General features: G+C 73.2%; 19 protein-coding genes, 1 tRNA gene and 1 other RNA gene. 18 read left to right on the top strand and 3 right to left on the bottom strand.

Annotation, left to right across the window (positions count from 1 at the left end):
• The first annotated feature begins 134 nt into the window (after positions 1 to 134).
• Both QQK26_RS06785 and nagB read left to right on the top strand, forming a co-directional pair.
• On the top strand, positions 135 to 3,776 hold the full coding sequence (locus QQK26_RS06785) for a S8 family serine peptidase (protein WP_284231444.1): 3,642 nt from the start codon (positions 135 to 137) through the stop codon (positions 3,774 to 3,776).
• An 85-nt stretch (positions 3,777 to 3,861) separates the two neighbouring features.
• The gene (gene nagB, locus QQK26_RS06780) at positions 3,862 to 4,650 is read left to right on the top strand and encodes a glucosamine-6-phosphate deaminase (protein ID WP_284231442.1); all 789 of its coding nucleotides are present in this window, start codon (positions 3,862 to 3,864) and stop codon (positions 4,648 to 4,650) included.
• Between the two features lie 6 nt (positions 4,651 to 4,656).
• Here nagB and QQK26_RS06775 read toward each other — a convergent pair whose 3' ends face one another.
• Together QQK26_RS06775 and purU are read right to left on the bottom strand one after the other, a co-directional pair.
• Positions 4,657 to 5,790, bottom strand: coding sequence for an N-acetylglucosamine-6-phosphate deacetylase (locus QQK26_RS06775; protein WP_284231440.1), 1,134 nt, complete (start codon positions 5,788 to 5,790; stop codon positions 4,657 to 4,659).
• On the bottom strand, positions 5,790 to 6,668 hold the full coding sequence (gene purU, locus QQK26_RS06770) for a formyltetrahydrofolate deformylase (protein ID WP_284231438.1): 879 nt from the start codon (positions 6,666 to 6,668) through the stop codon (positions 5,790 to 5,792). The genes QQK26_RS06775 and purU overlap by 1 nt, the downstream gene beginning before the upstream one ends.
• 102 nt (positions 6,669 to 6,770) lie before the next feature.
• On the opposite strand from purU, the gene QQK26_RS06765 reads away from it, so the two are divergent.
• Both QQK26_RS06765 and QQK26_RS06760 read left to right on the top strand, forming a co-directional pair.
• Positions 6,771 to 7,415: an MFS transporter gene (locus QQK26_RS06765; protein ID WP_284231436.1), complete on the top strand. Its 645-nt coding sequence runs from the start codon at positions 6,771 to 6,773 to the stop codon at positions 7,413 to 7,415.
• Positions 7,376 to 7,942, top strand: coding sequence for an MFS transporter (locus tag QQK26_RS06760; RefSeq protein ID WP_284231434.1), 567 nt, complete (start codon positions 7,376 to 7,378; stop codon positions 7,940 to 7,942). Before QQK26_RS06765 ends, QQK26_RS06760 begins: the two co-directional genes overlap by 40 nt.
• Positions 7,943 to 8,013: 71 nt before the next feature.
• Here QQK26_RS06760 and QQK26_RS06755 read toward each other — a convergent pair.
• Positions 8,014 to 8,098: transfer RNA gene (locus tag QQK26_RS06755), tRNA-Ser, on the bottom strand.
• A gap of 84 nt (positions 8,099 to 8,182) precedes the next feature.
• On the opposite strand from QQK26_RS06755, the gene ffs reads away from it, so the two are divergent.
• The 14 genes from ffs (at position 8,183) to QQK26_RS06685 (ending at position 23,969) form a co-directional block, all read left to right on the top strand.
• Positions 8,183 to 8,279, top strand: an RNA gene (gene ffs / locus QQK26_RS06750) — signal recognition particle sRNA small type.
• 95 nt (positions 8,280 to 8,374) lie between these two features.
• Positions 8,375 to 10,492 (top strand): phosphate acetyltransferase, encoded by a 2,118-nt coding sequence (pta, locus tag QQK26_RS06745; RefSeq protein WP_284231432.1) that lies wholly within the window; start codon positions 8,375 to 8,377, stop codon positions 10,490 to 10,492.
• Positions 10,489 to 11,670: an acetate/propionate family kinase gene (locus QQK26_RS06740; protein ID WP_284231430.1), complete on the top strand. Its 1,182-nt coding sequence runs from the start codon at positions 10,489 to 10,491 to the stop codon at positions 11,668 to 11,670. Before pta ends, QQK26_RS06740 begins: the two co-directional genes overlap by 4 nt.
• A 43-nt stretch (positions 11,671 to 11,713) precedes the next feature.
• A complete protein-coding gene (locus tag QQK26_RS06735; protein WP_284231428.1) occupies positions 11,714 to 14,188 on the top strand; it encodes a DNA polymerase III subunit gamma and tau in 2,475 nt (824 codons plus the stop codon).
• A gap of 4 nt (positions 14,189 to 14,192) precedes the next feature.
• The gene (gene recR / locus QQK26_RS06730; protein WP_284231426.1) at positions 14,193 to 14,795 is read left to right on the top strand and encodes a recombination mediator RecR; all 603 of its coding nucleotides are present in this window, start codon (positions 14,193 to 14,195) and stop codon (positions 14,793 to 14,795) included.
• A 147-nt stretch (positions 14,796 to 14,942) separates the two neighbouring features.
• The gene (locus tag QQK26_RS06725) at positions 14,943 to 16,208 is read left to right on the top strand and encodes an aspartate kinase (RefSeq protein WP_284231424.1); all 1,266 of its coding nucleotides are present in this window, start codon (positions 14,943 to 14,945) and stop codon (positions 16,206 to 16,208) included.
• Positions 16,205 to 17,257 (top strand): aspartate-semialdehyde dehydrogenase, encoded by a 1,053-nt coding sequence (locus tag QQK26_RS06720; protein WP_284231422.1) that lies wholly within the window; start codon positions 16,205 to 16,207, stop codon positions 17,255 to 17,257. Before QQK26_RS06725 ends, QQK26_RS06720 begins: the two co-directional genes overlap by 4 nt.
• A 129-nt stretch (positions 17,258 to 17,386) precedes the next feature.
• On the top strand, positions 17,387 to 17,962 hold the full coding sequence (locus QQK26_RS06715) for a LemA family protein (protein WP_284231420.1): 576 nt from the start codon (positions 17,387 to 17,389) through the stop codon (positions 17,960 to 17,962).
• A 17-nt stretch (positions 17,963 to 17,979) separates the two neighbouring features.
• Positions 17,980 to 18,867, top strand: coding sequence for a M48 family metalloprotease (locus tag QQK26_RS06710; protein WP_284231418.1), 888 nt, complete (start codon positions 17,980 to 17,982; stop codon positions 18,865 to 18,867).
• A 220-nt stretch (positions 18,868 to 19,087) separates the two neighbouring features.
• The gene (locus QQK26_RS06705; protein ID WP_284231415.1) at positions 19,088 to 20,017 is read left to right on the top strand and encodes a hypothetical protein; all 930 of its coding nucleotides are present in this window, start codon (positions 19,088 to 19,090) and stop codon (positions 20,015 to 20,017) included.
• A 43-nt stretch (positions 20,018 to 20,060) separates the two neighbouring features.
• Entirely contained in the window at positions 20,061 to 21,047 is a 987-nt protein-coding gene (locus QQK26_RS06700) for a Gfo/Idh/MocA family protein (protein WP_284231412.1), read from the top strand.
• A 9-nt stretch (positions 21,048 to 21,056) separates the two neighbouring features.
• Entirely contained in the window at positions 21,057 to 22,559 is a 1,503-nt protein-coding gene (gene dacB / locus QQK26_RS06695; RefSeq protein ID WP_284231410.1) for a D-alanyl-D-alanine carboxypeptidase/D-alanyl-D-alanine endopeptidase, read from the top strand.
• Between the two features lie 7 nt (positions 22,560 to 22,566).
• Positions 22,567 to 23,181 carry an isochorismatase family protein gene (locus QQK26_RS06690; RefSeq protein ID WP_284231408.1) on the top strand — a complete coding sequence of 205 codons (615 nt, stop codon included), beginning with the start codon at positions 22,567 to 22,569 and terminating at the stop codon, positions 23,179 to 23,181.
• A 2-nt stretch (positions 23,182 to 23,183) separates the two neighbouring features.
• The gene (locus QQK26_RS06685) at positions 23,184 to 23,969 is read left to right on the top strand and encodes a TrmH family RNA methyltransferase (protein WP_284231406.1); all 786 of its coding nucleotides are present in this window, start codon (positions 23,184 to 23,186) and stop codon (positions 23,967 to 23,969) included.
• The last annotated feature ends 237 nt before the right edge of the window (positions 23,970 to 24,206 follow it).

The raw sequence follows: 24,206 nt of genomic DNA, 5'->3' as shown, positions 1-24,206 counted from the left end.
GAAACACGCTTCCTCGATGAACCCCCTGAACGGGGGTAAATCTGCCCTATGGTGATCGCAGCAGACCCGACTGCTCCCAGAGACGGGACCGGCCTACCCGCCGGGCCCGTGAGTCATCGAGGAAGAGGACGCACGTGAGAGCACCACGCGGGCAGCGCCCGTCTGCAGCACCATACCGAGCACCGCATCGAGCACCGCATCGAGCACTGGCGGGCGCGCTCGGCGTCGCGCTCGTCGCGGGCTCCCTGGCGGTCGGCGGAGCCGCCTCGGCGGCGCCCTCGCCGAGCATCCCGGTCACGAGCTTCGAGCCGGGCCGCTACATCGTGCAGCTGGCGGACGAGGCCGCGTCGACCTACGACGGCGGCACGCAGCAGCTGCAGCGCACCGCGCCGGAGGCCGGCGACCAGCTCGACGCCGAGTCGGCCGAGGTCGAGGCGTACAGCGCCCATCTCGAGCAGCAGCAGAGCGACGCGGCGGCCGACGTCGGCGCCGACGTCATCTACAACTACACGCTGACCTTCAACGGCTTCGCGGCCGACCTCAGCGCCGACCAGGCCGCCGAGCTCGCGGCGCGCAAGGACGTCGTGGCCGTCGTTCCCAACGAGCTGCAGCAGGTGCAGGCGGCGCCGCAGTACGGCACCGAGTTCCTCGGCCTCGACGGCGCGGGCGGCGTGTGGGAGCAGCTCGGCGGGGCGGAGCGCGTGGGCGAGGGGGTCGTGGTCGGCGTCCTCGACACCGGCATCGCGCCCGAGAACCCGTCGTTCGCGGGCGAGCCGCTCGGCACCGCGCCGGGTGACGCGCCCTACCTCGACGGCGACGCCATCACCTTCGCGAAGGGCGACGGCGAGACGTTCACCGGCGTGTGCGAGACCGGTGCGGGGTTCGCGGCGGACGACTGCTCCACCAAGATCGTGGGCGCGCGCTCGTACGTCGACGGCTTCGGTGCGGACCGCATCGGCGGCGCCGACGTGGGCGAGTACCTGTCGCCCCGTGACGGGGACGGGCACGGTTCGCACACCGGCGGTACCGCCGTCGGCAACCACGAGGTGACGCCGACCGTGCTCGGCCGCGAGTTCCCGGCCATCTCGGGCGTCGCGCCCGCGGCGAAGATCGCCGCCTACAAGGTGTGCTGGTCCGGTCCCGACCCGGTCGGCTCCGACGACGACGGCTGCGCGAGCGCCGACCTGCTCGCGGCCATCAACCAGGCGGTGGCCGACGGCGTCGACGTGATCAACTACTCGATCGGCGGCGGCGCGGCGGACACGACCGTCTCGCCCACCGACCAGGCCTTCCTGGGCGCGGCGGCCGCGGGCGTCTTCGTCGCGGCGTCCGCCGGCAACAGCGGTCCGGGCGCCTCCACGCTCGACAACGCCTCGCCGTGGATCACCACCGTGGCGGCGTCGACCATCCCGAACTACGAGGCCACCGCGACGCTCGGCGACGGCCGCGCCTTCGCCGGCGCATCCATCTCCGTGGCCGAGGGCGAGCCCGTCGAGGCACCGCTGGTGCTGGCGAGCGACGCGGTCGCCGAGGGTCGGACCGCCGAGGAAGCTGAGCTCTGCGCGCCGGGCAGCCTCGACGCCGCCGCGGTCGAGGGTTCCATCGTGGTCTGCCTGCGTGGCGTCACCGATCGCGTCTCCAAGTCCGCCGAGGTGGCGGACAAGGGCGGCGTGGGCGTGCTGCTGATCAACCCGACGCCCAGCTCGCTCGACAACGACGCGCACTCCATCCCGACCGTGCACGTGGACGCGGATGCGCTGGAGGCGGTCACCGCGTACGCCGCGACCGAGGGCGCCACCGTCACCCTCAGCGCCGGCAACAGCACGGACGTCGAGTTCGCCACGCCGCAGGTCGCCGGCTTCTCCTCCCGAGGACCGGTGGAGGCGGACGGCAGCGACATCCTCAAGCCGGACGTGATCGCACCGGGCGTCGGCATCCTGGCACCCACCAACAACCCGGAGGACGGTGACCCGACCTGGGCGTTCCTCTCCGGCACGTCCATGTCCTCGCCGCACGTGGCCGGCCTCGCCGCGCTGTACCTGGGCGAGCGTCCGAACGCGACCCCCGCAGAGGTGAAGTCCGCGCTCATGACGACCGCCTACGACACCGTCGATGCGAGCGGCACCGCGGTGACCGACCCGTTCGCGCAGGGCGCCGGGCACGCTGACCCGACCCGGTTCTTCGAGCCCGGGCTGCTCTACCTGAACGGGCTCGACGACTGGTACTCCTACATCCAGGGCATCGGCTACGACGTCGGCGTCGAACCCGTGGACGCGAGCGACCTCAACCTCGCCTCCATCGCCATCGGCGAGCTCACCGGCACCGAGACGATCACCCGCACCGTCACCGCGACCCAGGCGGGCACCTTCGAGGCCTCGGTCGACATCCCGGGCGTCGAGGCCGTCGTCGAGCCCTCGACGCTCGCCTTCGGCGCCGCCGGCGAGACCGCCGAGTTCACGGTCGCCTTCTCCAACGCGGGTGCGCCGCTGGACGAGTTCGCGACGGGCTCGCTCACCTGGACCGGCGGCGAGACGACGGTGCGCTCGCCGCTTGCGATCCGTCCCGTGACCCTCGTCGCGCCGGATGAGGTCATCGGCGAGGGCGTCGACGGCTCCGTCGACGTGGAGGTGACGCCGGGCGGCGATGGTCCCATCGCGCTCTCCACCTCCGGTCTCGCGCGCGGCACGCTGCTGCCTGACGCCTCGGATCCCGCCTCGGCGCACTCCGGAGCCGGCCTCGCCGGAGACGAGTTCACGTGGGAGGTCGAGGTGCCCGAGGGCGCCGAGTTCGCCCGCTTCGACCTGGCCTCCACCGAGCAGACCGCCGACCTCGATCTCGTCGTCTACCGGCTCGACGGGCCGGGCGGCGCGCCCGTGCAGGGCTGGCAGTCGGCGACAGCCTCGGCGGATGAGCGCGTCGACCTGCCATCGCCGGAGCCGGGCAGCTATCGGGTGACCGCATCCGTCTACTCGGTGGCCACGGCCGGTCAGCCGGTCGCGTTCGACCTCACAACCACGTCCATCGTCCCGGGCACGGACCTCGCCGGGCTGGCGCTCGACCCGGCCGTGCTCGAGGGCAGCACGGGCGTGCCCGCCTCGTACACCGCGAGCTGGTCCGGACTCGAGCCGCGCAGCGACTACCTCGGCCTCGTGCGCTACGGCGAGACCGGCGTCGTCACGGCGGTGACCGTCGAGACCGGCGAGGCCCCCTCGCCGGAACCGCAGGCGCCCGTCGCGCTCGAGGCGCCGACGGTGTCCGGCACGCCCGAAGTGGGGGAGCGCCTGGTCGCGACCCCGGGTGTCTGGGACGCGGAGGGACTGCGTTACGCCTACCAGTGGCTGGCGGACGGCGAACCCATCGCCGGGGCCACCGGCCAGCGGTTCCGCCTCACCGAGGCGCAGCAGGGCGCAGCCGTCGCGGTGCGCGTCACCGCGAGCGTCGAGGGCCGGCCGGACGGCACCGCGGAGTCCGAGCCGGTGACGGTGCTGTACGACGCGAGCCTGCAGCTGTCCGTGCAGCCTCGGATCGTGCTCGGCAACCGCGCGCTGACGGTCACGGTGCGCGCCGACTCGTCGGCCGACGCCGCTCCCACCGGTACCGCGACGGTGCGCTTCGCAGGCCGTGACCACGAGGTCGAGCTGGTCGACGGCATCGGCTCCGTGCGCATCGACCGCCCCGCGAGGGGACTGCACATCGTCACGGCGTCGTACGACGGCGATGAGGCGACGGCGGCGGCGACGGATGCGCGCAGCTGGGCCCTGGTGATCCGCTTCTGACGCGTCGACGAGGTCCCCGGCTCGGTCCGAGCCGGGGACCTCGTCGTGCCAGACTGATCGTGGTCGCCGAGGACGGAGGAGCGTGATGGAGGTCGTCATCCTGCCCGACGCCGAGGCGGTCGCCGCCCTCGCCGCGCGCACGGTCGCGGCGGAGCTGCGCCGCGCCGAGCGGCCCGTGCTCGGGCTCGCCACCGGCTCCTCGCCGCTCGGCATCTACGCCGCGCTGCGCGGCATCGTCGAAGCGGGCGAGCTCTCGATGGACGGCGTGCGCGGCTTCGCGCTCGACGAGTACGTCGGGCTGCCGGTGGGGCATCCGGAGTCCTACGCCGAGGTCGTCCGACGGGAGGCCGTCGTGCCGCTCGGCATGGACCCCGCGCTGGTGCGCGTGCCGGACGGCGCGGCCGAGGACATCGAGGCCGCCTGCGCCGACTACGAGCGCGCGATCGCCGAGGCCGGCGGCGTCACGGTGCAGATCCTCGGCATCGGCGGCAACGGGCACATCGGCTTCAACGAGCCGACGTCGTCGCTCGCCTCGCGCACCCGCATCAAGACCCTGGCGGCCGCGACCCGGCAGGCGAACGCGCGCTTCTTCGCGGAGGCGGACGGTGCCTCCGTGCCGACGCACTGCCTCACCCAGGGACTCGGCACGATCCTCGAGGCCGGCGCGCTCGTGCTGGTCGCGCAGGGGGAGCACAAGGCGGAGGCGATCCGGCAGGCGGTGGAGGGGCCGCTCTCGAGCCGCTGGCCCGCGTCCGCGCTGCAGCTGCACCGGCGAGCCACTGTCATCGTCGACGAGGAGGCCGCGAGCCGGCTCGAGCTGGCCGACTACTACCGGGACACCGTCGCGGCGAAGCCGGACTGGCAGCGGGTCTGAGACGCGTCAGACCACGCGGCGGCCGGCGGCCCACACGGCGCGCACGCGCCTGCGCTCGTCCAGCTGCACCGCGTCGGCCGCGAAGCCGGGCGCGAGCCGGCCGAACCGGGCCCCGAGGCCGAGCGCGGCGGCGGGCACGGCGGTGAGCGCCGCCACCGCCGCGACCTCGTCGACGCCGATCGCGAGCGCGATGCGCAGCGCCTCGTCCTGGGCGAGCACGCTGCCCGCGAGCGTCGAGGTGCCGGCGAGGGTCGCCGAGCCCTCGTGCACGTGCACCTCGCGGCTGCCGAGTGCGTAGACGCCGTCGGCCGCGCCGGTCGCGGCCATCGAGTCGGTGACGAGCGCGACGCGGCCGGGGGCGGCGCGGAACAGCAGCCGGGCCATCGTGGCGTCGACGTGGCGGCCGTCGAGGATCAGCTCGAGCCGAACCCGATCGTCGTCGATCGCGGCACCGACCGGGCCCGGGTCGCGGTGGTGCAGCCCCGGCATGGCGTTGAAGGCGTGGGTGAGCAGCGTCGCCCCGCGGCGGAAGGCCTCGGCGGCGATCCAGCGGTCCGCGGCCGTGTGGCCGACCGCGACGCGCACGCCCGCCTCGGCGAAGGCCTCGATCGCGTCGAGCGCGTGCGGCAGCTCGGGCGCGATCGTGATCTGCCGCAGCGTTCCGGCGGCCGCCTCGTAGAGCGCGGCGATGCGCTCGGGGGTCGGCTCGATGAGCGCGCCGGCATCGTGCGCACCGCGGCGCTCGGGTGCGAGGAACGGCCCCTCGAGGTGCGAGCCGAGCACGAGCGGATCGGATGCGGCGGCCTGCGCCACCTGCGCCAGCGACAGCTCCAGCCGCTCCAGCGGCGCCGCGACGAGCGAGAGCACGGACCGCGTCGTGCCATGCGCGCGGTGCACGGCGAGCGCGCGGCGGATGCCCTCAGGCCCCTCGTCGTACGAGGCGCCGCCGGCCCCGTGGCCGTGCAGGTCGATGAAGCCGGGCACGATCGTGCCGCCGCGCAGGTCGATCCGCTCCTGCGCGGCGGGGAGCTCCGGGCCCTGCCCGGTCGCGGCGATGCGGTCGCCGTCGAACAGCAGCCACGCATCCGCTCGCACGCCGTCGGCGTCGACGGCCCGCGCACCGTGCAGGAGCAGGCGCATCAGCGGAAGATGACGGTCCTCGCGCCGTCGAGCAGCACGCGCTGCTCGGCGAACCACTTCACGGCCTGGGCCAGCGTGCGGCTCTCCTCGTCCTGCCCGATGGCGACGAGCTCGCGCGCGCTGCGGCTGTGGTCCACCCGCACGACGTTCTGCTCGATGATGGGGCCCTCGTCGAGGTCGGCGGTGACGAAGTGCGCGGTGGCGCCGATGAGCTTCACACCGCGGCCGTGCGCCTGCTTGTAGGGGTTCGCGCCCTTGAAACCGGGCAGGAACGAGTGGTGGATGTTGATCGCCCGGCCCTCGAGGGCGGCGCAGAGCTCGGGGGAGAGGATCTGCATGTAGCGGGCGAGCACCACGAGCTCGATGTCGTGCTCGTCGATGGCGGCGAGCACCCGGCGCTCGAAGTCGGCCTTCTGCTCGGCGTCCGTCACCGGCGCCGACTCGAAGGGCACGCCGTAGAAGGAGGCGAGCTCGGCCAGGTCGGGGTGGTTGCCCATCACGAGCGGCACCTCGACCGGCAGCTGCCCGGCGCGCTGGCGGAAGAGCAGGTCGTTGAGGCAGTGCGCCGCCTTCGACACGAGCACGAGCGTGCGCACGGGACGGCCGACGGTGTCGATCGTCCAGTCCATGCCGTAGCGCTCGACGACCGGGGCGAGCGCGGCCTCGAACACCTCGCGGCCGGAGGAGGACTCGATCTGCAGGCGCATGAAGAAGGTGCCGCTGGTCTCGCTCGAGAACTGCTGCGACTCGGTGATGTTGCCGGCGGCCTCCACGATGGCGCCGCTGAGCGCGTGCACGATGCCCGGCTGGTCGGGGCAGGTGATCGTGAGCACCCAGTGCTCGAGCGAAGCGGGGACAGCGGATGCGGCGGGACTCACCCCCGTAGACTACCGAGCGACGGCCCCGCACCGGGCCATCCCGCAGGTCGGCGCCACGGCCCCGCGAACGATCCCTTCGAGGCCCCGATGCCGGCTCCCCGCATGCCCTGGTTCACCCTGCTCGTGATCGCGGGCGCGATCTTCGTCAGCGTCACGAGCGAGTTCCTGCCCGCGGGCCTGCTGCCCGAGATCGCCGCGGACCTCGGCGTGGCCGAGTCCCGCGTCGGCGTGCTCGTCACGGCCTTCGCCGCGACGGTCGTCGTCGCGACCGCGCCGCTCACCGCCATCACCCGCCGGCTGCCGCGCAAGCCGCTGCTCGTCGGCGCCATGCTCGTCGGTACCGCGGGCAACGCGCTCGCGGCGATCGCACCGAGCTACGAGGTGCTGCTCGGCTCGCGCATCCTCGCCGGCCTCTCCTACGGCCTGTTCTGGGCGCTCGTGATGGGCGCGGTCGCGCGCATCGTCGCGCCCGGGCAGCTGGCCCGCGCCGTGGCGGTCGCGCTCGGCGGCGGCACCACGGCGTTCGTGCTGGGCATCCCGCTCGGCACGGCGCTCGGCACGGCCGTCGGATGGCGCATCGCCTTCGCCGTCATCGCCGCAGCGATCCTGCTGCTCGGCGTGCTCGTCGCGGTGCTGCTGCCGCACCTCGAGCAGGACCCGCCGGCACCCGCGGGGAGCCCCGCACGCCCATCTGGCGCGCCGGGGGCGTGCGCAGCGTGCTGCTGCTCTGCCTGGTCGTCATCGTGAGCATGGGCGCGCACTACGTCTTCTACACCTACATCGCCTCCTACGCGATCGAGGTCGGCGGCTTCGACGAGCGCGCGGTCAGCCTGCTGCTCTTCGCGTACGGCGCCGCCGGCGCGCTCGGCCTCGTCGGTGTCGGCGTGCTGGGCGACCGGCATCCGCGGCTGGCCGTGATCGGGGGCATGCTCCTCGCCGCATCCTCGATCGCGCTGCTCGTGCTGTTCCCGGGCGTGCCGTGGCTGCTCGTCGCGGTGCTGGTCCTGTGGGGCTTCGCGCTGGGCGGGGTGCCGGCCATGCTGCAGTCGACGGTGCTGAAGGTGGCGTCGCCGCGCATCCGCGACCTCTCCTCGGCGGTCTACTCGTCGAGCTTCAACGTCGCGATCGGCGGCGGCGCGCTCGTGGGCGCCGGCATCCTCGACCTGGCCGGGCTGACCGGGCTCGTGCCGGTCGCGGCGTTCGGCCTCGCGCTCGGGGCGGTCATCGCTGCGGCGGCCGGGCGTGCGCCGGAGCGGCGGATGCGCGCGGTCTGACACCGCCGTGGAACGACGAAGCGCCGCACTCGTCGAGCGCGGCGCTTCGTCGTTCCACGGCGGGATGCCGGCGGAGGATAGGGGATTCGAACCCCTGAGGGCTTTCACCCAACACGCTTTCCAAGCGTGCGCCATAGGCCACTAGGCGAATCCTCCAGGCGGTCGCAGCACGTCTCCGCGCGATCGACCTCAGCCATCGTAGCGTGTCCCGCGACCGCCCGTTGACCCGCTAGACTCGATCCCGGCTCCTCGCGTGGCGCCATCCAGGCCAACTCCCCCAGGGCGGAGACGCAGCAAGGGTAACCGGGCTCTGGCGGGTGCGCGAGGGGTCTTCTTCCGTTAACGGGCGACGCGGTGCCGCGGAAGCTGCCGACTCCGTGTGCGAAGCCTCCGTCGGGGATCGCGCCACCGTCTTCGACATAGGGTAGAGCCGTGGTTCGCAGCGTGTACATCACCTCCGCCGAAGGTCATTCCGGCAAGTCGACCATCGCACTCGGGGTGCTCGACACCCTGAGCCGGGAGGTCGGTCGCGTCGGCGTCTTCCGACCCGTCGCCCGCTCCCGCGACGAGCGCGACTACGTGCTCGAGCTGCTGCTCGACCACGACGGCGTCGACATCGCCTACGAGGACGCGCTCGGCGTCGGCTACGACGACGTGCACGCCGACCCCGACCTCGCGCTGACCCGCATCGTCGAGCGCTACCGCGCCGTCGAGCGGCAGTGCGACGCCGTCGTGGTCATCGGCTCCGACTTCACCGACGTCTCGACGCCCACCGAGCTCAGCTTCAACGCGCGCGTCGCCGCGAACCTCGGCGCCCCCGTGCTGCTCGTGCTCGGCGGCCGCGTCTCCGGCGCCGCCGGCGGACGGGGCCTCGCCGAGTCCGGCGGTCGCAGCGCCGAGGACATGCGCCGCTTCGCCGAGGTGACCGTCGCCGAGCTCGCCGACGAGCACGCCCAGCTGATCGGCGTGATCGCCAACCGCGCCGACGAGGACCAGCTCGAGCAGATCGCCGAGGCCATCGGCGAGGTCGTCGACGTGCCGGTGTGGACCCTGCCCGAGGACCGGGTGCTCGTCGCTCCGACCGTCCGCTCGGTCATGGAGGCGTGCGACGGCCAGCTCATCGCCGGCGAGGAGGAGCTGCTCGGACGCGAGGCGCTGGGCGTCGTCGTGGCCGGCATGACGATGGAGAACGTGCTGCCGCGGCTCACCGAGGGCGCGCTCGTGCTCATCCCCGGCGACCGCTCCGAGGTGCTGGTCGCCGTGCTGATGGCGCACGCGAGCGAGACGTTCCCCTCCGTCGCGGGCATCATGCTCTACGGCGGCTTCGACATCCCGTCGTCGGTGCTGCTGCTGATCGACGGCCTCGATCCGTCCCTGCCCATGATCCGCACCTCCTTCAACACCTACGAGACGGTGCTGCGCGTCACCGAGACCCGCGGCCGGCTCGCCGCCGAGTCGCAGCGCAAGTTCGACACCGCGCTCGGCCTCTTCGAGCGCCACGTCGATCGCGAGCGCCTGCTCGCGTCGCTCGACGTGACCCGCTCCGACGTCGTCACGCCGCTCATGTTCGAGTACGACCTGCTGGAGCGGGCCCGCGGCGACCTCAAGCACATCGTGCTGCCGGAGGGCGGGGACGACCGCATCCTGCGCGCCGCGAACACGCTGCTCGAGCGCGGCGTGGCGCAGCTCACGATCCTCGGCGAGAGCTTCGAGGTGCGCTCGCGCGCCATCGAGCTGGGCCTCGACATCTCGAAGGCGGAGGTGCTGAGCCCCTACGACGACGTGCTGCGGCAGAAGTTCGCCGAGGAGTACGCGCGCCTGCGCGCCCACAAGGGCATGACGGTCGAGGCCGCGCGCGACGTCGTCACCGACGTCAGCTACTTCGGCACGATGATGGTGCACCTGGGGCTCGCCGACGGCATGGTCTCGGGCGCCGCGCACACGACGGCGCACACGATCCGCCCCGGCTTCGAGATCATCAAGACCCAGCCCGGCGTCTCGGTCGTCTCGAGCGTGTTCCTCATGTGCCTGGCCGACCGCGTGCTCGCCTACGGCGACTGCGCCGTCATCCCCGACCCGACGAGCGAGCAGCTCGCCGACATCGCGGTGAGCTCCGCGCGCACCGCCGAGCAGTTCGGCATCGACCCGCGCGTGGCGATGCTCAGCTACTCCACCGGCACGAGCGGATCGGGGGCCGACGTCGAGAAGGTGCGCGCCGGCACCGAGCTGGTGCGCGAGCGCTGGCACGACCTGCCCGTCGAGGGCCCGATCCAGTACGACGCTGCAGCGGATGCGGCGGTCGCCGCGGCGAAGATGCCGGGCAGCGAGGTGGCCGGCCGTGCGACGGTGTTCATCTTCCCCGACCTCAACACCGGCAACAACACCTACAAGGCGGTGCAGCGCTCCGCCGGCGCCGTCGCCATCGGCCCCGTCCTGCAGGGTCTCAACAAGCCCATCAACGACCTCTCCCGAGGAGCCCTCGTGCGCGACATCGTCAACACCGTGGCCATCACGGCCATCCAGGCCCAGGCGGCGGAGGCCTCCGCGTGAGCCGCATCCTCGTCGTCAACAGCGGCTCCTCCTCGTTCAAGTACCAGCTGCTCGAGCTCGACGGCGAGCGGCGCCTCGCGAGCGGTCTCGTCGAGCGCATCGGTGAGGCGCAGGGCCGGCTCGAGCACAGGGTGCCCGGTGCGGAGACCATCGAGGTCGTGGCGCCGGTCGCCGACCACACCGCCGGCTTCGCGCTCATGGTCGAGGCCTTCGCGCAGCACGGCCCCGACCTCGCCGCCGAGCCGCTGCTCGCGGTGGGCCACCGCGTGGTGCAGGGCGGTAAGCGCTTCTTCGAGCCGACCGTGGTCAACGACCTCGTCGAGATCAACATCGAGGACCTCTCCGAGCTCGCCCCGCTGCACAACCCGGGCGCTGTGCAGGGCATCCGGGCGGCGCGCGCGGCCTTCGCCGACGTCCCGCACGTGGCCGTCTTCGACACGGCCTTCCACCAGAGCATCCCCGAGGCGGCCTCGACCTACGCGATCGATGCCGAGCTCGCCGAGCGGCACCGCATCCGCCGCTACGGCTTCCACGGCACCTCGCACAAGTTCGTCTCCGAGACCGCCGCCGCCTTCCTTGGCGACGACGCCTTCACCGGCGTCGTGCTGCACCTCGGCAACGGCGCCTCCGCCTGCGCAGTGCGCGACGGCCGCTCGATCGACACCTCGATGGGCATGACCCCGCTGCAGGGGCTGGTGATGGGCACCCGCTCCGGCGACGTCGACCCGGCGGTGCTCATCCACCTCCAGCGCCGCGCCGGCCTGTCGGTCGCCGAGGTCGACGACCTGCTCAACAAGCGCAGCGGCCTGCTCGGCCTCACAGGCAGCGGCGACATGCGCGACGTGCGCCGCCGCGCGAACGACGGCGATGCGGATGCGCGGCGCGCGCTGGACGTCTACGCCCACCGCCTGCGCCACTACCTGGGCGCCTACCTGCTCGAGCTGGGCACCGCGCAGGCCGTCGTGTTCACCGCCGGGGTCGGCGAGAACGACGCCGTGCTCCGCGAAGAGCTGCTGGCCGGCCTGGAGCCCTTCGGCATCGTGGTCGATCCCGAGCGCAACGCATCGCCGGAGCGCGGCGTCCGCCGCATCTCCAGCGACGACTCCCGCATCGCGGTGCTCGTGGTGCCCACCGACGAGGAGCTCGAGATCGCGCGCCAGGCGGCCGCGGTCGTCTGATCCGGCGGCGGCCCGTGTCGGTCGCCCCGGGTACCCTCGTTACGTGGTCACCGCCCTCTATCGTCGCTACCGTCCCGAGACCTTCGCGGAGCTCATCGGGCAATCGCAGGTGACCGACCCGCTCGGCACTGCGCTGCGCACCGACCGTGTCAATCACGCCTATCTTTTCAGCGGCCCCCGCGGCTGCGGCAAGACGACGTCGGCGCGCATCCTCGCCCGCTGCCTGAACTGCGCGGAGGGCCCCACCGACACCCCCTGCGGCGTCTGCCCGAGCTGCGTCGAGCTCGGCCGGGATGGCGGCGGCTCGCTCGACGTCGTCGAGATCGACGCGGCGAGCCACGGCGGCGTCGACGACGCGCGCGACCTGCGCGAGCGCGCGATCTTCGCGCCGGCGCGCGACCGCTTCAAGATCTTCATCCTCGACGAGGCCCACATGGTCACCGCGAGCGGCTTCAACGCGCTGCTGAAGATCGTCGAGGAGCCGCCGGAGCACGTGAAGTTCATCTTCGCGACGACCGAGCCCGAGAAGGTCATCGGCACGATCCGCTCCCGCACCCACCACTACCCGTTCCGGCTGGTGCCGCCCGCGGGCATGCTCGCCTACCTCGAGGAGCTCTGCGCGAGCGAGGGCGTCTCGGTCGCGCCCGGCGTGCTGCCGCTCGTCGTCCGCGCCGGCGGCGGCTCGGTGCGGGACACCCTCTCGCTGCTCGACCAGCTCATCGCGGGCTCGGAGGGCGACGCGGTCGGTTACGAGCGCGCCGTCGCGCTGCTCGGCTACACGCACGGCGCCCTGCTTGACGAGGTCGTCGACGCGATCGGGTCGTCGGATGCGGCGGGCGTGTTCGCCGCGGTCGATCGCGTCGTGCAGACCGGCCAGGACCCGCGTCGCTTCGTCGAGGACCTGCTCGAGCGCCTGCGCGACCTCATCATCGTGGGCGCCTCGGGCGGCAACGCGGCGGCGGTGCTGCGCGGTGCGACGCCCGAGGAGCTCGAGACGATGGGCCATCAGGCGTCCCTGCTCGGCGCCGCCGAGCTCTCCCGCGCCGCCGACGTCGTCAACGCGGCGCTCACCGAGATGACCGGAGCGACCTCGCCTCGGCTGCACCTCGAGCTCATGATGGCCCGCGTGCTCGTGCCCGCCATCGGCAGCGACGGCGCCCTCGCACGGGTCGAGCGGCTCGAGCGCCGGGTCGGCGTCGAGGGCGATCTGGCCCCGGCGTCCGAGGCTCCGCGCACGCCCGCGCCGCAAGGCGCCGAGCCGGCCGTGCGCGCGGCCTCCGCCGCGCCGGCCTCCGGTGCGCCAACCTCCGCCGCGCCGGCATCCGCCCAGACGCCCGCGCAGCCCGAGCCCGCGGCGCCGGCGCCCGAGCAGGCGCCTCGTCGGCAGCCCGCGCCCGGTTGGGGCGGCAGCGCGGCCAAGCAGCCGGCCGCCAAGCCCGCTGCGCCCGGTTGGGGCGGCTCCGCCGCTCGCGCGGCTTCGCCGCAGCCGCCGGAGGAGTCGGCCCCGGTGGCCTCCGCGCCGCCCGCCGAGCAACCGACCGCGCCGCCCGCCGCCGAGCGGCCCGCGGGTGATACCGCCGAGCCGCCTGCCGACGTGCAGTCCGCGTCGGAGCACGCCGCTGTCGAAGCGGATGCGGTCGCGGAAGCCACGCCGAGCGCCGACCCGTCGTCCGACCATGAGACGTCGCCGACGGCCGCCGGGTCCGAGCCAGCTGCCATGACGGCACCCCCGGCCGGCGGGTCCGAGCGCGCCGACGAGAACGCGACGCCGGAGGCCGCCGAACCGCGCCCCGTCTCCACGCAGCAGCTTCGCGATGCCTGGCTCGAGGTGCTCGAGCGCGTCGGCGCACGCGACCGCAACGCCTGGACGGTGGTCGAGACCGCCGTGGTGCGCGAGCTCCGGCCGGACGGCGTGCTCGTGCTCGCCTTCCCGAGCCAGCACGACATCGAGCGCTTCAAGCAGTCGGCGGGCCAGGCCGACGGTGTCAGCGAGATCCTGCGGGCCGCCATCATCGAGCTCTTCGGCGTCACCGTGCGCTACCTGCCGCGGCACGAGCCGCCGGCGGATGCCCCGGACGGCGATACCGCGAGCGGCCCGGGCGACGTCGCGTCCGGATGGAGCAAGCCGCGCCGACCCGCGACCGCGCCGCAGCCCCGCTCCAGCTCCGCGGAGCCGGACGGCGCGCCCGCGGTCGCGCCGCCGTCGACCGCCCGGGCTGCCGACGACGTGCCGCCGCCGAGCGACGACGACGATCCGGGTCCCGACGAACCCGAACCGGCACCGTCCGACGACGAGGCGCCGCGAGCGGCGAGCGGCTGGGGCAGGCCTGCTCGCATCGCCGAGCCCGCGCCGAGTGCGCCCGAACCCGTCGACGCGCCGTCCACGCGCACGTCCTCACTGGGGGAGCGTCAGCGCTACGGCGAGTCGGTCGTCCGCGAGCTGCTCGGCGCCACCTTCGTCGAGGAGCAGCCGCTCGTCGCGCGAGCCCCCGTCATGACCTACGACAGCGAGGAGTGAGCCCGTGTACGAGGGGATCATCCAAGACCTCATCGACGAGCTCGGCCGGCTGCCGGGGGTCGGCCCGAAGTCGGCGCAGCGCATCGCGTTCCACATCCTGCAGAACCCGTCCGCCGACGTGAGCCGACTGGCCGAGGTGCTGGTCGCCGTCAAGGAGAAGGTGCGCTTCTGCACCCGATGCGGCAACGTCGCCGACCAGGACCTCTGCGGCATCTGCCGGGACCCGCGGCGCAACCAGGCCGTCATCTGCGTCGTCGAGGAGGCCAAGGACGTGGTCGCGATCGAGCGCACCCGCGAGTTCCGCGGGCTCTACCACGTGCTCGGCGGAGCCATCAGCCCGATCGACGGCATCGGACCGGACGACCTGCGCATCCGCGAGCTGCTGCAGCGGCTCGCCGACGGCGAGGTGACCGAGATCATCCTCGCCACCGACCCGAACCTCGAGGGCGAGGCCACCGCGACCTATCTCAGCCGCCTGCTGCGCACCTACGACCTCACCGTCAGCCGACTCGCCTCCGGCCTGCCGGTCGGCGGCGACCTCGAGTACGCCGACGAGGTCACCCTCGGCCGGGCCTTCGAGGGACGCCGGGTCATCGAGCGAGCCTGACCGTCCCCGTCCCCGTCCGCGTCCGCGGGGGCGGATCGCGACGCTGCGGGGGCGTCGCACGGCCCGACCGCGTGCGTACGGTGCCATAGGATCGTGCTCGGCCCGCCGCCCCTGCGGGCCGCAGCACCAGCAGCAGGAGAAGCACACGTGAGCCTGATCGTGCAGAAGTTCGGCGGATCCTCCGTCGCCGACGCCGAGAGCATCAAGCGCGTCGCCAAACGCGTGGCCGAGACCCGTCGCGCCGGGCACGACGTCGTCGTCGTGGTGAGCGCCATGGGCGACACCACCGACGAGCTGCTCGACCTCGCGGCCGAGGTCACGCCGGTGCCGCCGGCCCGCGAGCTCGACATCCTGCTGAGCTCGGGCGAGCGCATCTCGATGGCGCTCCTCGCCATGGCCGTCGGCCAGCTGGGCATCGACGCCCGTGCCTACAGCGGCACGCAGGCCGGCATGCAGACCGACAGCCACCACGGTCGCGCGCGCATCGTCGACGTCAACCCCGAGCGCCTCCGCGAGGCGCTCGACGAGGGCGCCGTCGCGATCGTCGCCGGCTTCCAGGGCTTCAACGTCGGCTCCGGCGACGCCACCACCCTCGGCCGCGGCGGCTCGGACACGACCGCCGTCGCGCTCGCCGCGGCGCTCGAGGCCGACGTCTGCGAGATCTACACCGACGTCGACGGCATCTTCACGACCGATCCGCGCGTCGCCCCGCTCGCGAGGAAGATCGACCGCATCACCTCCGAGGAGATGCTCGAGATGGCCGCGGCCGGGGCGAAGGTGCTCTACATCCGCGCCGTCGAGTACGCCCGCCGTCACGGCGTCACCCTGCACGTGCGCTCGTCGTTCAACAACAACGAGGGCACCATCGTCACCACCCCGAAGGATGGAGAAACCGTGGAAGAGCCGGTCATCGCCGGAGTCGCCTCCGATCTGAGCGAAGCCAAGATCACCGTCGTCGGCGTGCCCGACATCCCCGGCAAGGCCGCGCAGATCTTCACGCTCCTCGCCGCGCACAACGTGAACATCGACATGATCGTGCAGAACGTCTCGGTGGCCGCCACCGGCCGCACCGACATCTCCTTCACGCTGCCGAAGCTCGACGGCGAGCGCGCCCTCACCGGACTGAACGAGCAGCAGTCGTCCATCGGCTTCGACTCGCTGCAGTACGACGACCAGATCGGCAAGCTGGCGCTCGTCGGCGCCGGCATGCGCAGCAACGCGGGCGTCTCGGCCACGCTGTTCACCGCCCTGCACGAGGCGGGCATCAACATCGAGATGATCTCCACCTCCGAGATCCGCATCTCCGTGGTCACCCGCGCCGACAACCTCGCCGAGGCGGTGCGCGTCGTGCACACCGCCTACGGCCTCGACGGCGACGACGTGGCCAAGGTCCACGGAGGGACGGGACGATGAGCCGAGGACTGCACGTCGGCGTCGTCGGCGCCACCGGCCAGGTGGGCGCGGTGATGCGCACGCTGCTGGAGGAGCGGGGCTTCCCGGTCGCCTCCATCCGCTTCTTCGCCACCGCGCGCTCCGCGGGCACGACCCTGCCCTTCAAGGGCGAGCAGATCGTCGTCGAGGACATCGCGACGGCCGACCCGAGCGGCCTCGACGTCGCCCTGTTCTCGGCCGGGGCCACCGGTTCGCGGGCGCACGCCCCGCGGTTCGCGGAGGCCGGCGCCCTGGTCATCGACAACTCGAGCGCCTGGCGCATGGACCCCGAGGTGCCCCTCCTGGTCAGCGAGGTCAACCCGCACGCCATCGCGGATGCGGTCAAGGGCATTGTCGCGAACCCCAACTGCACCACGATGGCCGCCATGCCCGTGCTCAAGGCGCTGGACGCCGAGGCCGGCCTGGAGCGCCTCGTCGTGACGACCTTCCAGGCCGTCTCAGGCTCGGGTCTCGCCGGCGCGGAGGAGCTCATCGGCCAGGTGCGCGCGGTCGTCGACCAGGACCTCGAGGGTCTCGTGCACAGCGGTTCCGCGGTCACCTTCCCCGAGCCGGTGAAGTACGTCGCCCCGATCGCCTTCAACGTCGTGCCGCTCGCCGGCTCGATCGTCGACGACGGCGACGAGGAGACCGACGAGGAGAAGAAGCTCCGCAACGAGAGCCGCAAGATCCTCGAGCTGCCCGAGCTGCGCGTGGCGGGCACCTGCGTGCGCGTGCCCGTGGTCACCGGCCACTCGCTCTCGGTGAACGCCGAGTTCGCCAGCGCCATCACGCCGGACCGCGCGCGCGAGATCCTCGCGGACGCCCCCGGCGTGCAGCTCGTCGACGTGCCGACCCCCCAGCAGGCGGCGGGCGCCGACCCGAGCCTGGTCGGCCGCATCCGCCAGGACCAGAGCGCGCCCGAGGGCCGCGGGCTGGTCCTGTTCATCAGCAACGACAACCTGCGCAAGGGCGCGGCCCTGAACGCCGTACAGATCGCCGAGGTCGTGGCCGCCCAGCGCGGCGCCGCCTGACCGGAGAACCTCCGACCCCGGCCCGCCTCGCGCGGGTCGGGGTCCGGTCGTCTCCACCGTGGTCCGAGCGGCGCCCGCAGCCCTGGATTCCCGGGGGACGCACGGATGCCGCCCGCTAGAGTTCTCCTCATGGAACTGGTGCCCCTCTTCGTCATCCTCGGCGTGGTCCTCGCGCTGGCGCTCATCGTCGGCATCTACCTCTGGGCCACGTACAACGGGCTGGTCAAGCTCAACGTGCGCGTCGACGAGGCGTGGAGCGACATCACGGTGCAGCTGAAGCGTCGAGCGGATCTGATCCCCAACCTCATCGAGACGGTGAAGGGCTACGCGGCGCACGAGCGCGGCGTCTTCGAGAGCGTCACCCAGGCGCGCGCCGAGACGGTCAACGCGTCGACGCCGGCCGAGGCGGGCGTGGCCGAGGGCCACATGCAGCAGGCGCTGCGCAGCATCTTCGCCGTGGCGGAGGCGTACCCGCAGCTGCAGGCCAGCCAGAACTTCCTGCAGCTGCAGGGCGAGCTGGTCGACACCGAGGACAAGATCCAGGCATCGCGCCGCTTCTACAACGGCGGCGTGCGCGAGCTCAACACGCGCATCAAGATCTTCCCCAACACGCTCTTCGCCCGGGGGCTCGGCTTCTCGGAGCGCGACTTCTTCGAGGTCGAGGACCCGGCGGCGATCTCCGAGCCGCCGCGCGTGCAGTTCTGACGGCTGGCTGAGGCTCCGTGTACCGCGCGATCGCGGCGAACAAGCGCAAGACCGTCCTGATCATCGCGGCGTTCATCCTGATCGTCGGAGCGATCGGATTCATCGGCGGCTACTTCGCCGGCAACACGCTGGGTTACGGCGTCACGACCCTCGTCATCGCCGGCGGCTACGCCACCATCCAGTACTTCCTCGCGAGCTCGCAGGCGCTGTCGATGAGCGGCGCGCGGGAGATCTCGAAGGCCGACGAGCCGCGGCTGTACCGCATCGTCGAGAACCTGGCGATCACCACCGGCATGCCGATGCCGAAGGTCTACGTCATCGACGACCCGGCGCCCAACGCCTTCGCCACGGGCACGAAGCCCGAGAAGGCCGTCGTCGCGGCGACGACCGGGCTGCTCGACATCATGGACGACGCAGAGCTCGAGGGCGTCATGGCGCACGAGCTCGGGCACGTGCGCAACTACGACATCCGGGTCTCGCTCATCGTCTTCGGCCTCGTCGTCGCGGTGGGCCTCATCGCCGACTTCTTCATGCGGCTCTCGTTCTTCGGCGGCGGGCGCTCGAACAGCAACGGCGGCAATCAGATCCTGCTGCTCGTCTTCGGGCTGGTCGCCGCGATCGTCGCACCGCTGGTCGCGGCCGTCGTGCAGGCCGCCGTCTCCCGCCAGCGCGAGTACCTCGCCGACGCCACGGGCGCGGAGATCACGCGGTACCCGGACGGGCTCGCCCGCGCGCTGGACAAGCTGCAGCAGTACGGGCGTCCGCTGCAGCGCCAGAACGCGACGATGGCGCACCTGTACATCGCCGACCCGATGAAGCCGGGCCTCATGGACCGGCTCTTCAGCACGCATCCGCCGATCCCGCAGCGCATCGAGCGCCTGCAGCGCATCGGCGAGGGCTTCTGAGCGCGCGCATCCATCCGGCGTCCAGCTGAGCGTGCCGTCTCGCCCCCAGTGCTAGGGGGTTTCGACCTCCGGGTTTGGAGAGCGCTCCTGCGCGGTCGTACGGTGTGCGAGAACTCCTTTCGGGTAGGGGTTCGGGACGCGATGGATTGCGTCCGGTAGGACTCCAGGAACGGAGATCGCTATGCGTCGTCGGGTATCGATGCTGGGTTCGGGTGCGCTGATGGCGCTCGTCGTGACGTTCGCCATGGGCGCGGGCGCGAACGGCTTCATCGGGCAGGACGCGGGCACCGCCCCGCCTGCCTCGGCGGCGCAGGACGTCGGTTCCACGCCTGCTGCGGACGACTCCAGCGCCTCGGTGCGGGTCACAGCCGACGAGGAGGCCACGGAGGCCTACGAGGCGGCCGAGCGCGAGCGGCTCCGTCAGGACTCCGAGCACGTCGCGCAGGTCAGCACCGCGCCCACTCCGGAGCCCACGCAGGAGCCGCAGGCCGAGCAGGCCGCGGCGGCCGGCGGCGCCTCGCCCGGCGGTGCGTCCACCGGCGGGTCGTCCGGCAGCGGTGCGCGCGTCGGTTCCGGGGGCGCTGCCCCGGCGTCCGGCGGCGGCGCCCAGCCCGCGGCCGCTCCGGCCCAGCAGGCCGCGCCCGCGGCTCCGGTCTGCCCGTCCTCGATCGGCGGCGGCGCGGGCGGCGCCCCGGGTGGTTCGACCGGCAGCGGCATCGGCCGCACCACGAACGACGACCTGGCCGGATTCGCGGCGGCGTACAACGCCATCCGCGTCGCCAACTGCCTGGAGCCCGTGCCGTACGGCAACTTCCGCTACAGCTCGTGCATGGAGGACCGTCTCGTCTGGATGGCCGAGGACCCAGACCCGAACCCGGTCAGCACGTGGGGGCACGCGGGCACGATCAGCAACAGCTACTCCCAGTCGGTGCCCGACCGCGGATGCGACGGCAACCTCGCCGGCGGCTCGGGCAACACCGGCGCCACGATGGCGCAGAAGTGGTGGGACTCGTCCGCGCACCGCGCCTCCCTCTACAAGCCGGGGTCGTCCGTCGCCGGCGTCTGCATCACCTTCGCGATGACCCATGGCGGGCTGCCGAGCGACGGCTACGGCTTCACGCGCGCATCCGCTCGTTGGGGAGGCTGTTAGGGTTCCACGCGGACGGCGAGCGACGCCGACGGAGGGGGACGCGATGACCGATCGGATCGGCTGGGGCATCCTGGGCACGGGGCACATCGCCGGCGTGTTCGCCGACGACCTGCGGGGGAGCGGCCTCCGGCTCGCGGCGGTCGGCTCGCGTCGCGCGAACGCCGCGGCCTCGTTCGCGGAGCGGCACGAGGTGCCGACCGCGCACGGCTCCTACGAGGAGCTGGTGGCGGATGCGGACGTCGACGTCGTGTACGTGGCGAGCCCGCATCCGTTCCACGCCGAGCACGCCGAGCTGGCATTGCGCGCCGGCAAGCACGTGCTGGTCGAGAAGCCGTTCACGCTGAAGGCCGATGAGGCGGAGCGGGTCGTCGAGCTGGCCGCGGAACGCGGGCTGGTCGTGCTCGAGGCGATGTGGACCCGCTGGCTGCCGCACATGGTGCGACTGCGCGAGATCCTCGACAGCGGTCTGCTCGGCGAGGTGCGCACGGTCATCGCCGATCACGCGCAGCGCCTGCCGCAGGACCCGGGCCACCGCCTGCAGGACCCCGCGCTCGGCGGCGGTGCGCTGCTCGACCTCGGCATCTACCCGGTCTCGTTCGCCTGGTCGGTCCTGGGAGAGCCCGAGACCGTGCTCGCGCACGCCGCGTTCACCGAGACGGGGGTCGACCGGCAGACGGCGATCGTGCTCGGCACCGCCGACGGCCGGCAGGCGCTGCTGCAGGCGGCGCTCGACACGAAGGGCTCCACCCGGGCCTCCGTGGTCGGCACGGACGGCTACGTCGAGATCGACGGTGCCTTCTACGCGCCGACCGGCTTCACGGTCTACGACTCGAGCGGCAGCGTCGTCGAGGTCTTCGAGCAGCGCGTGGAGCGCGGCTACCGCTTCCAGGCGCTCGAGATGGAGCGCCTGATCCGCGACGGCGGCGAGAGCGAGGTGCTACCGCCCTCGGAGAGCGTGGCGATCATGCGCGTGATGGACCGCATCCGCGAACGGATCGGGCTCCGCTACCCCTCGGAGCAGGGCCGGTAGCATGGCCGGGTGATCGACCGTCCCGATGAGCCCGGCCGCCCCGAATCCGCCCCGGGCCGCGCCGCGCCGCGCGGCGGCGTCGTCGGGATGATCCGCAAGCACCCGACGGCCTGGCTCGCCGCCGCGCTCTCGGTCGGCTTCGTGCTGCTCGGTTCCGGTGCCGTCGTGGCCGGCGGTGCGGTCGGCGATGCGCGCGAACCGGTCGCCGCGGCCCCCGCACCCAGCGAGACGGTCCCGACGGCGGAGCCCGAGGAGGAGGCGCCCCGGACGGTGCCCTCGGAGATCGCCGCCGCATCGCGCCTGCGCACCTGCACGGTGGAGGGGTACACCTCGGCCGAGGCGATCCAGGACCTCTACGGCTCGGTGGTCAACATCGACACCGGCGAGACCCTGCTGGACCGCGAGGCGGGCTCCGGCCAGCCGACCGGCAGCGTCATGAAGCTGCTCATGGCGTCGGCCGTGCTCGCGCAGTTCGGGCCCGACCACACCTTCCAGACGCGCGTCGTGCAGGGCGCCACGCCGGGTGCGGTCGTGCTCGTCGGCGGGGGCGACCCCACGCTGTCGCGGCTGCCGGAAGGGCAGCAGCCCTATGCCTTCCGCGATGCTCCCAGGCTCTCCGACCTCGCGGCCCAGGTGCGCGCGAGCGTTCCGGCCGACCAGCCGATCACCGAGCTCATCCTCGACGCGACCCTCTGGGACGCCGCCGGCGGCTGGAACCCGAACTGGGATCGCACCGACGAGGCGGCGTACGGCCTGGCCACCCGCGGCTACGCGACGCCGAGCACCGCGCTCATGGTCGACGGCGGCCGCGCGAACCCGCAGGCGCTCGTGAGCGAGCGCACCCTCGACCCGATCGGGCAGGCCGGTGAGTTCTTCCAGCAGGCGCTCGCCGCCGAGGGCATCGACGTCGACAGCGTGGCGCTCGGCTCCGCGCCGGAGGGCGCGGCGGTGCTGGCCGAGGTCTCGTCGCAGAGCACCGGCATCCTCATCAGCCAGCTCATGAGCCCCTCCGACAACGTCGTCTCCGACGCCCTCGCGCGTCAGGTCGCGATCGCCCAGGGTCTCGACGGCAGCTGGTCGAGCCTGCAGACCGCCATCCCCGACGCGCTGCGCGCCTACGGCATCGACGCCTCGACGCTCAAGGTCGACGACGGCTCGGGCCTCAGCCGGCAGAACGCGGTGCCGACGAGCTACGTCACCGCGCTGATGGCGAAGATGGTGCAGCGCGAGCAGAACCTCGGCATCGTCTACGACGCGATGCCCACCGCCGGCGGCAACATGCCCTCCGACCGCTTCACCGGGGAGGCCGCGGACGCTCGCGGTTCGGTGCACGCGAAGAGCGGATGGATCCAGCCGGTCCGCGCGCTCGCCGGGCACATCGAGGCGGCCGACGGCTCGAACCTCGCCTTCGCCTTCTTCTCCGTGGGCGGCGATGCCCCGAGCCGCAACACGGCGATCGATGCGCTGACCGCCGCGGTCTACCGCTGCGGCGACAACCTCGCCAACGAGTAGGAGCCCCATGAACCGCGTGCTGTTCATCGTCGACGTGCAGAACGACTTCACCGAGGGCGGCGCCCTCGGCGTCGACGGCGGGACGGCGGTGGCGGCGGGGATCGCGGAGCTCCTGTCCGCGTATCCGGACCGCTACGCCCACGTGGTCGCCTCGCGCGACTGGCACGACGCGACCGGCGACAACGGCGGCCACTTCGCGACGGACGCGGCCCCCGACTACACCGTCACCTGGCCCGTGCACTGCGTGGCCGGCACGACCGGGGCCGAGTACCATCCGGCGCTGCGGCTCGACGCCGTCGACGTGCACGTGCGCAAGGGCATGGGCGAGCCCGCCTACTCGCTGTTCGAGGGCGTGACCGAGGGCGGCGAGACGGTCCGGCAGCTGCTCGACGCGTGGGGTGCGGACGAGGTCGACGTCGTCGGCATCGCCACCGACCACTGCGTGCGCGCCTCCGCGCTCGACGCGGTCGCGGCGGGGCGCCGGGTGCGGGTGCTGCGCGACCTTGTCGCGGGCGTCGCACCGGCCTCCAGCGCCGCGGCGCTCGAAGAGCTCGCCGCGGCAGGGGCCGAGATCGTGGACTCCCGTGAGCGGCCGGTGGGCGACGACGAGCCGACCGCCTGACCGTGCCGATCGTCCCGGTCGACGACCTCGCGCATCCGCTGCTCGCCGACTTCTCGCACGCCAACGACGTCGCGCTGCGCTGGACCCGCGGGCACGGGCTGTACCTCGCCGAGTCGGCCGTCGTGCTGCAGCGGGCGGTGCGCGCCGGCCATCGTGCCCGCGCCGTGCTGGCGCTGCCCGGGCAGGAGGCCTCGGCGCTCGAGGCTCTGGGCGGCGACGAGAGCGTGCCCGTGCTCGTCGGCGACGACGCGCTGCTCTCGCAGCTGACCGGCTACAGCCTGCACCGTGGCATCGTGGCGTCGATGGACCGCCCGCCGCTGCCCGAGCCGCGCGAGCTGCTGCGGGACGCTCGCACCGTCGTGGTGCTCGACGGCGTCGCCGACCCGACGAACGTGGGGGCGATCTTCCGCTCGGTCTCGGGCATCGGCGCCGACGCCGTGCTCATCGCGCCGGGCACCGCGGACCCGTTCTACCGCCGCGCGATCCGGGTCAGCATGGGCACGGTGCTGCAGGTGCCGTGGACGCGCATCGGGGCGCTGCCGACCGAGCAGCTGGAGGGCTTCCACCTCGCGGCGCTCGCGCTCCGCGACGACTCGGTCGACCTGCGTGCCTTCGCGGCGCGGCGCCCCGATTGGGTCGCCCTCGTCCTCGGCTCGGAGGGGCACGGCCTGGGCGAGGCCTCGCTCGCCGCCTGCGACACCGTGGTGCGCATCCCGATGCGCCACGGCATCGACTCCCTCAACGTCGCCGCCGCGAGCGCGGTCGCCATCTGGGCGATGTCCGGCTGAGCCGCCCGCCCCGCCCCGCTCCGCCCCGCCCCGCTCTGCCCTGCTTCGCCCTGCCCTGCCCTGCCCTGCCCTGCTCCGCCCTCCTCCGCCCTGCTCGGCTCAGCCCTGCCCGGCTCCGCGCTACCCGGCTCCGCGCCGCCCGGCTCCGCGCCGCCCGGCTCCGCGCCGCTCCAAAATGAAGGAGTTTTTCGTCTCTTACCCGCGAGTCGGGGGCCGTGACTCGGCGCGTCGGGAAAA

This window comes from Arenivirga flava, assembly GCF_030161575.1.
GTDB classification, from domain to species: Bacteria; Actinomycetota; Actinomycetes; order Actinomycetales; family Microbacteriaceae; genus Arenivirga; species Arenivirga flava.
This window is presented reverse-complemented; position numbering and strand designations above follow the sequence as displayed.

Bases quoted from the DNA above. Each gene is read 5' to 3' on its own strand.
- QQK26_RS06720 (WP_284231422.1), top strand. From the start codon at position 16,205: ATGAGCCGAGGACTGCACGTCGGCGTCGTCGGCGCCACCGGCCAGGTG.
- QQK26_RS06705 (WP_284231415.1), top strand. From the start codon at position 19,088: ATGGCGCTCGTCGTGACGTTCGCCATGGGCGCGGGCGCGAACGGCTTC.
- QQK26_RS06715 (WP_284231420.1), top strand. From the start codon at position 17,387: ATGGAACTGGTGCCCCTCTTCGTCATCCTCGGCGTGGTCCTCGCGCTG.
- QQK26_RS06775 (WP_284231440.1), bottom strand. From the start codon at position 5,790: ATGCGCCTGCTCCTGCACGGTGCGCGGGCCGTCGACGCCGACGGCGTG.
- nagB (WP_284231442.1), top strand. From the start codon at position 3,862: ATGGAGGTCGTCATCCTGCCCGACGCCGAGGCGGTCGCCGCCCTCGCC.
- QQK26_RS06765 (WP_284231436.1), top strand. From the start codon at position 6,771: ATGCCCTGGTTCACCCTGCTCGTGATCGCGGGCGCGATCTTCGTCAGC.
- QQK26_RS06690 (WP_284231408.1), top strand. From the start codon at position 22,567: ATGAACCGCGTGCTGTTCATCGTCGACGTGCAGAACGACTTCACCGAG.
- QQK26_RS06700 (WP_284231412.1), top strand. From the start codon at position 20,061: ATGACCGATCGGATCGGCTGGGGCATCCTGGGCACGGGGCACATCGCC.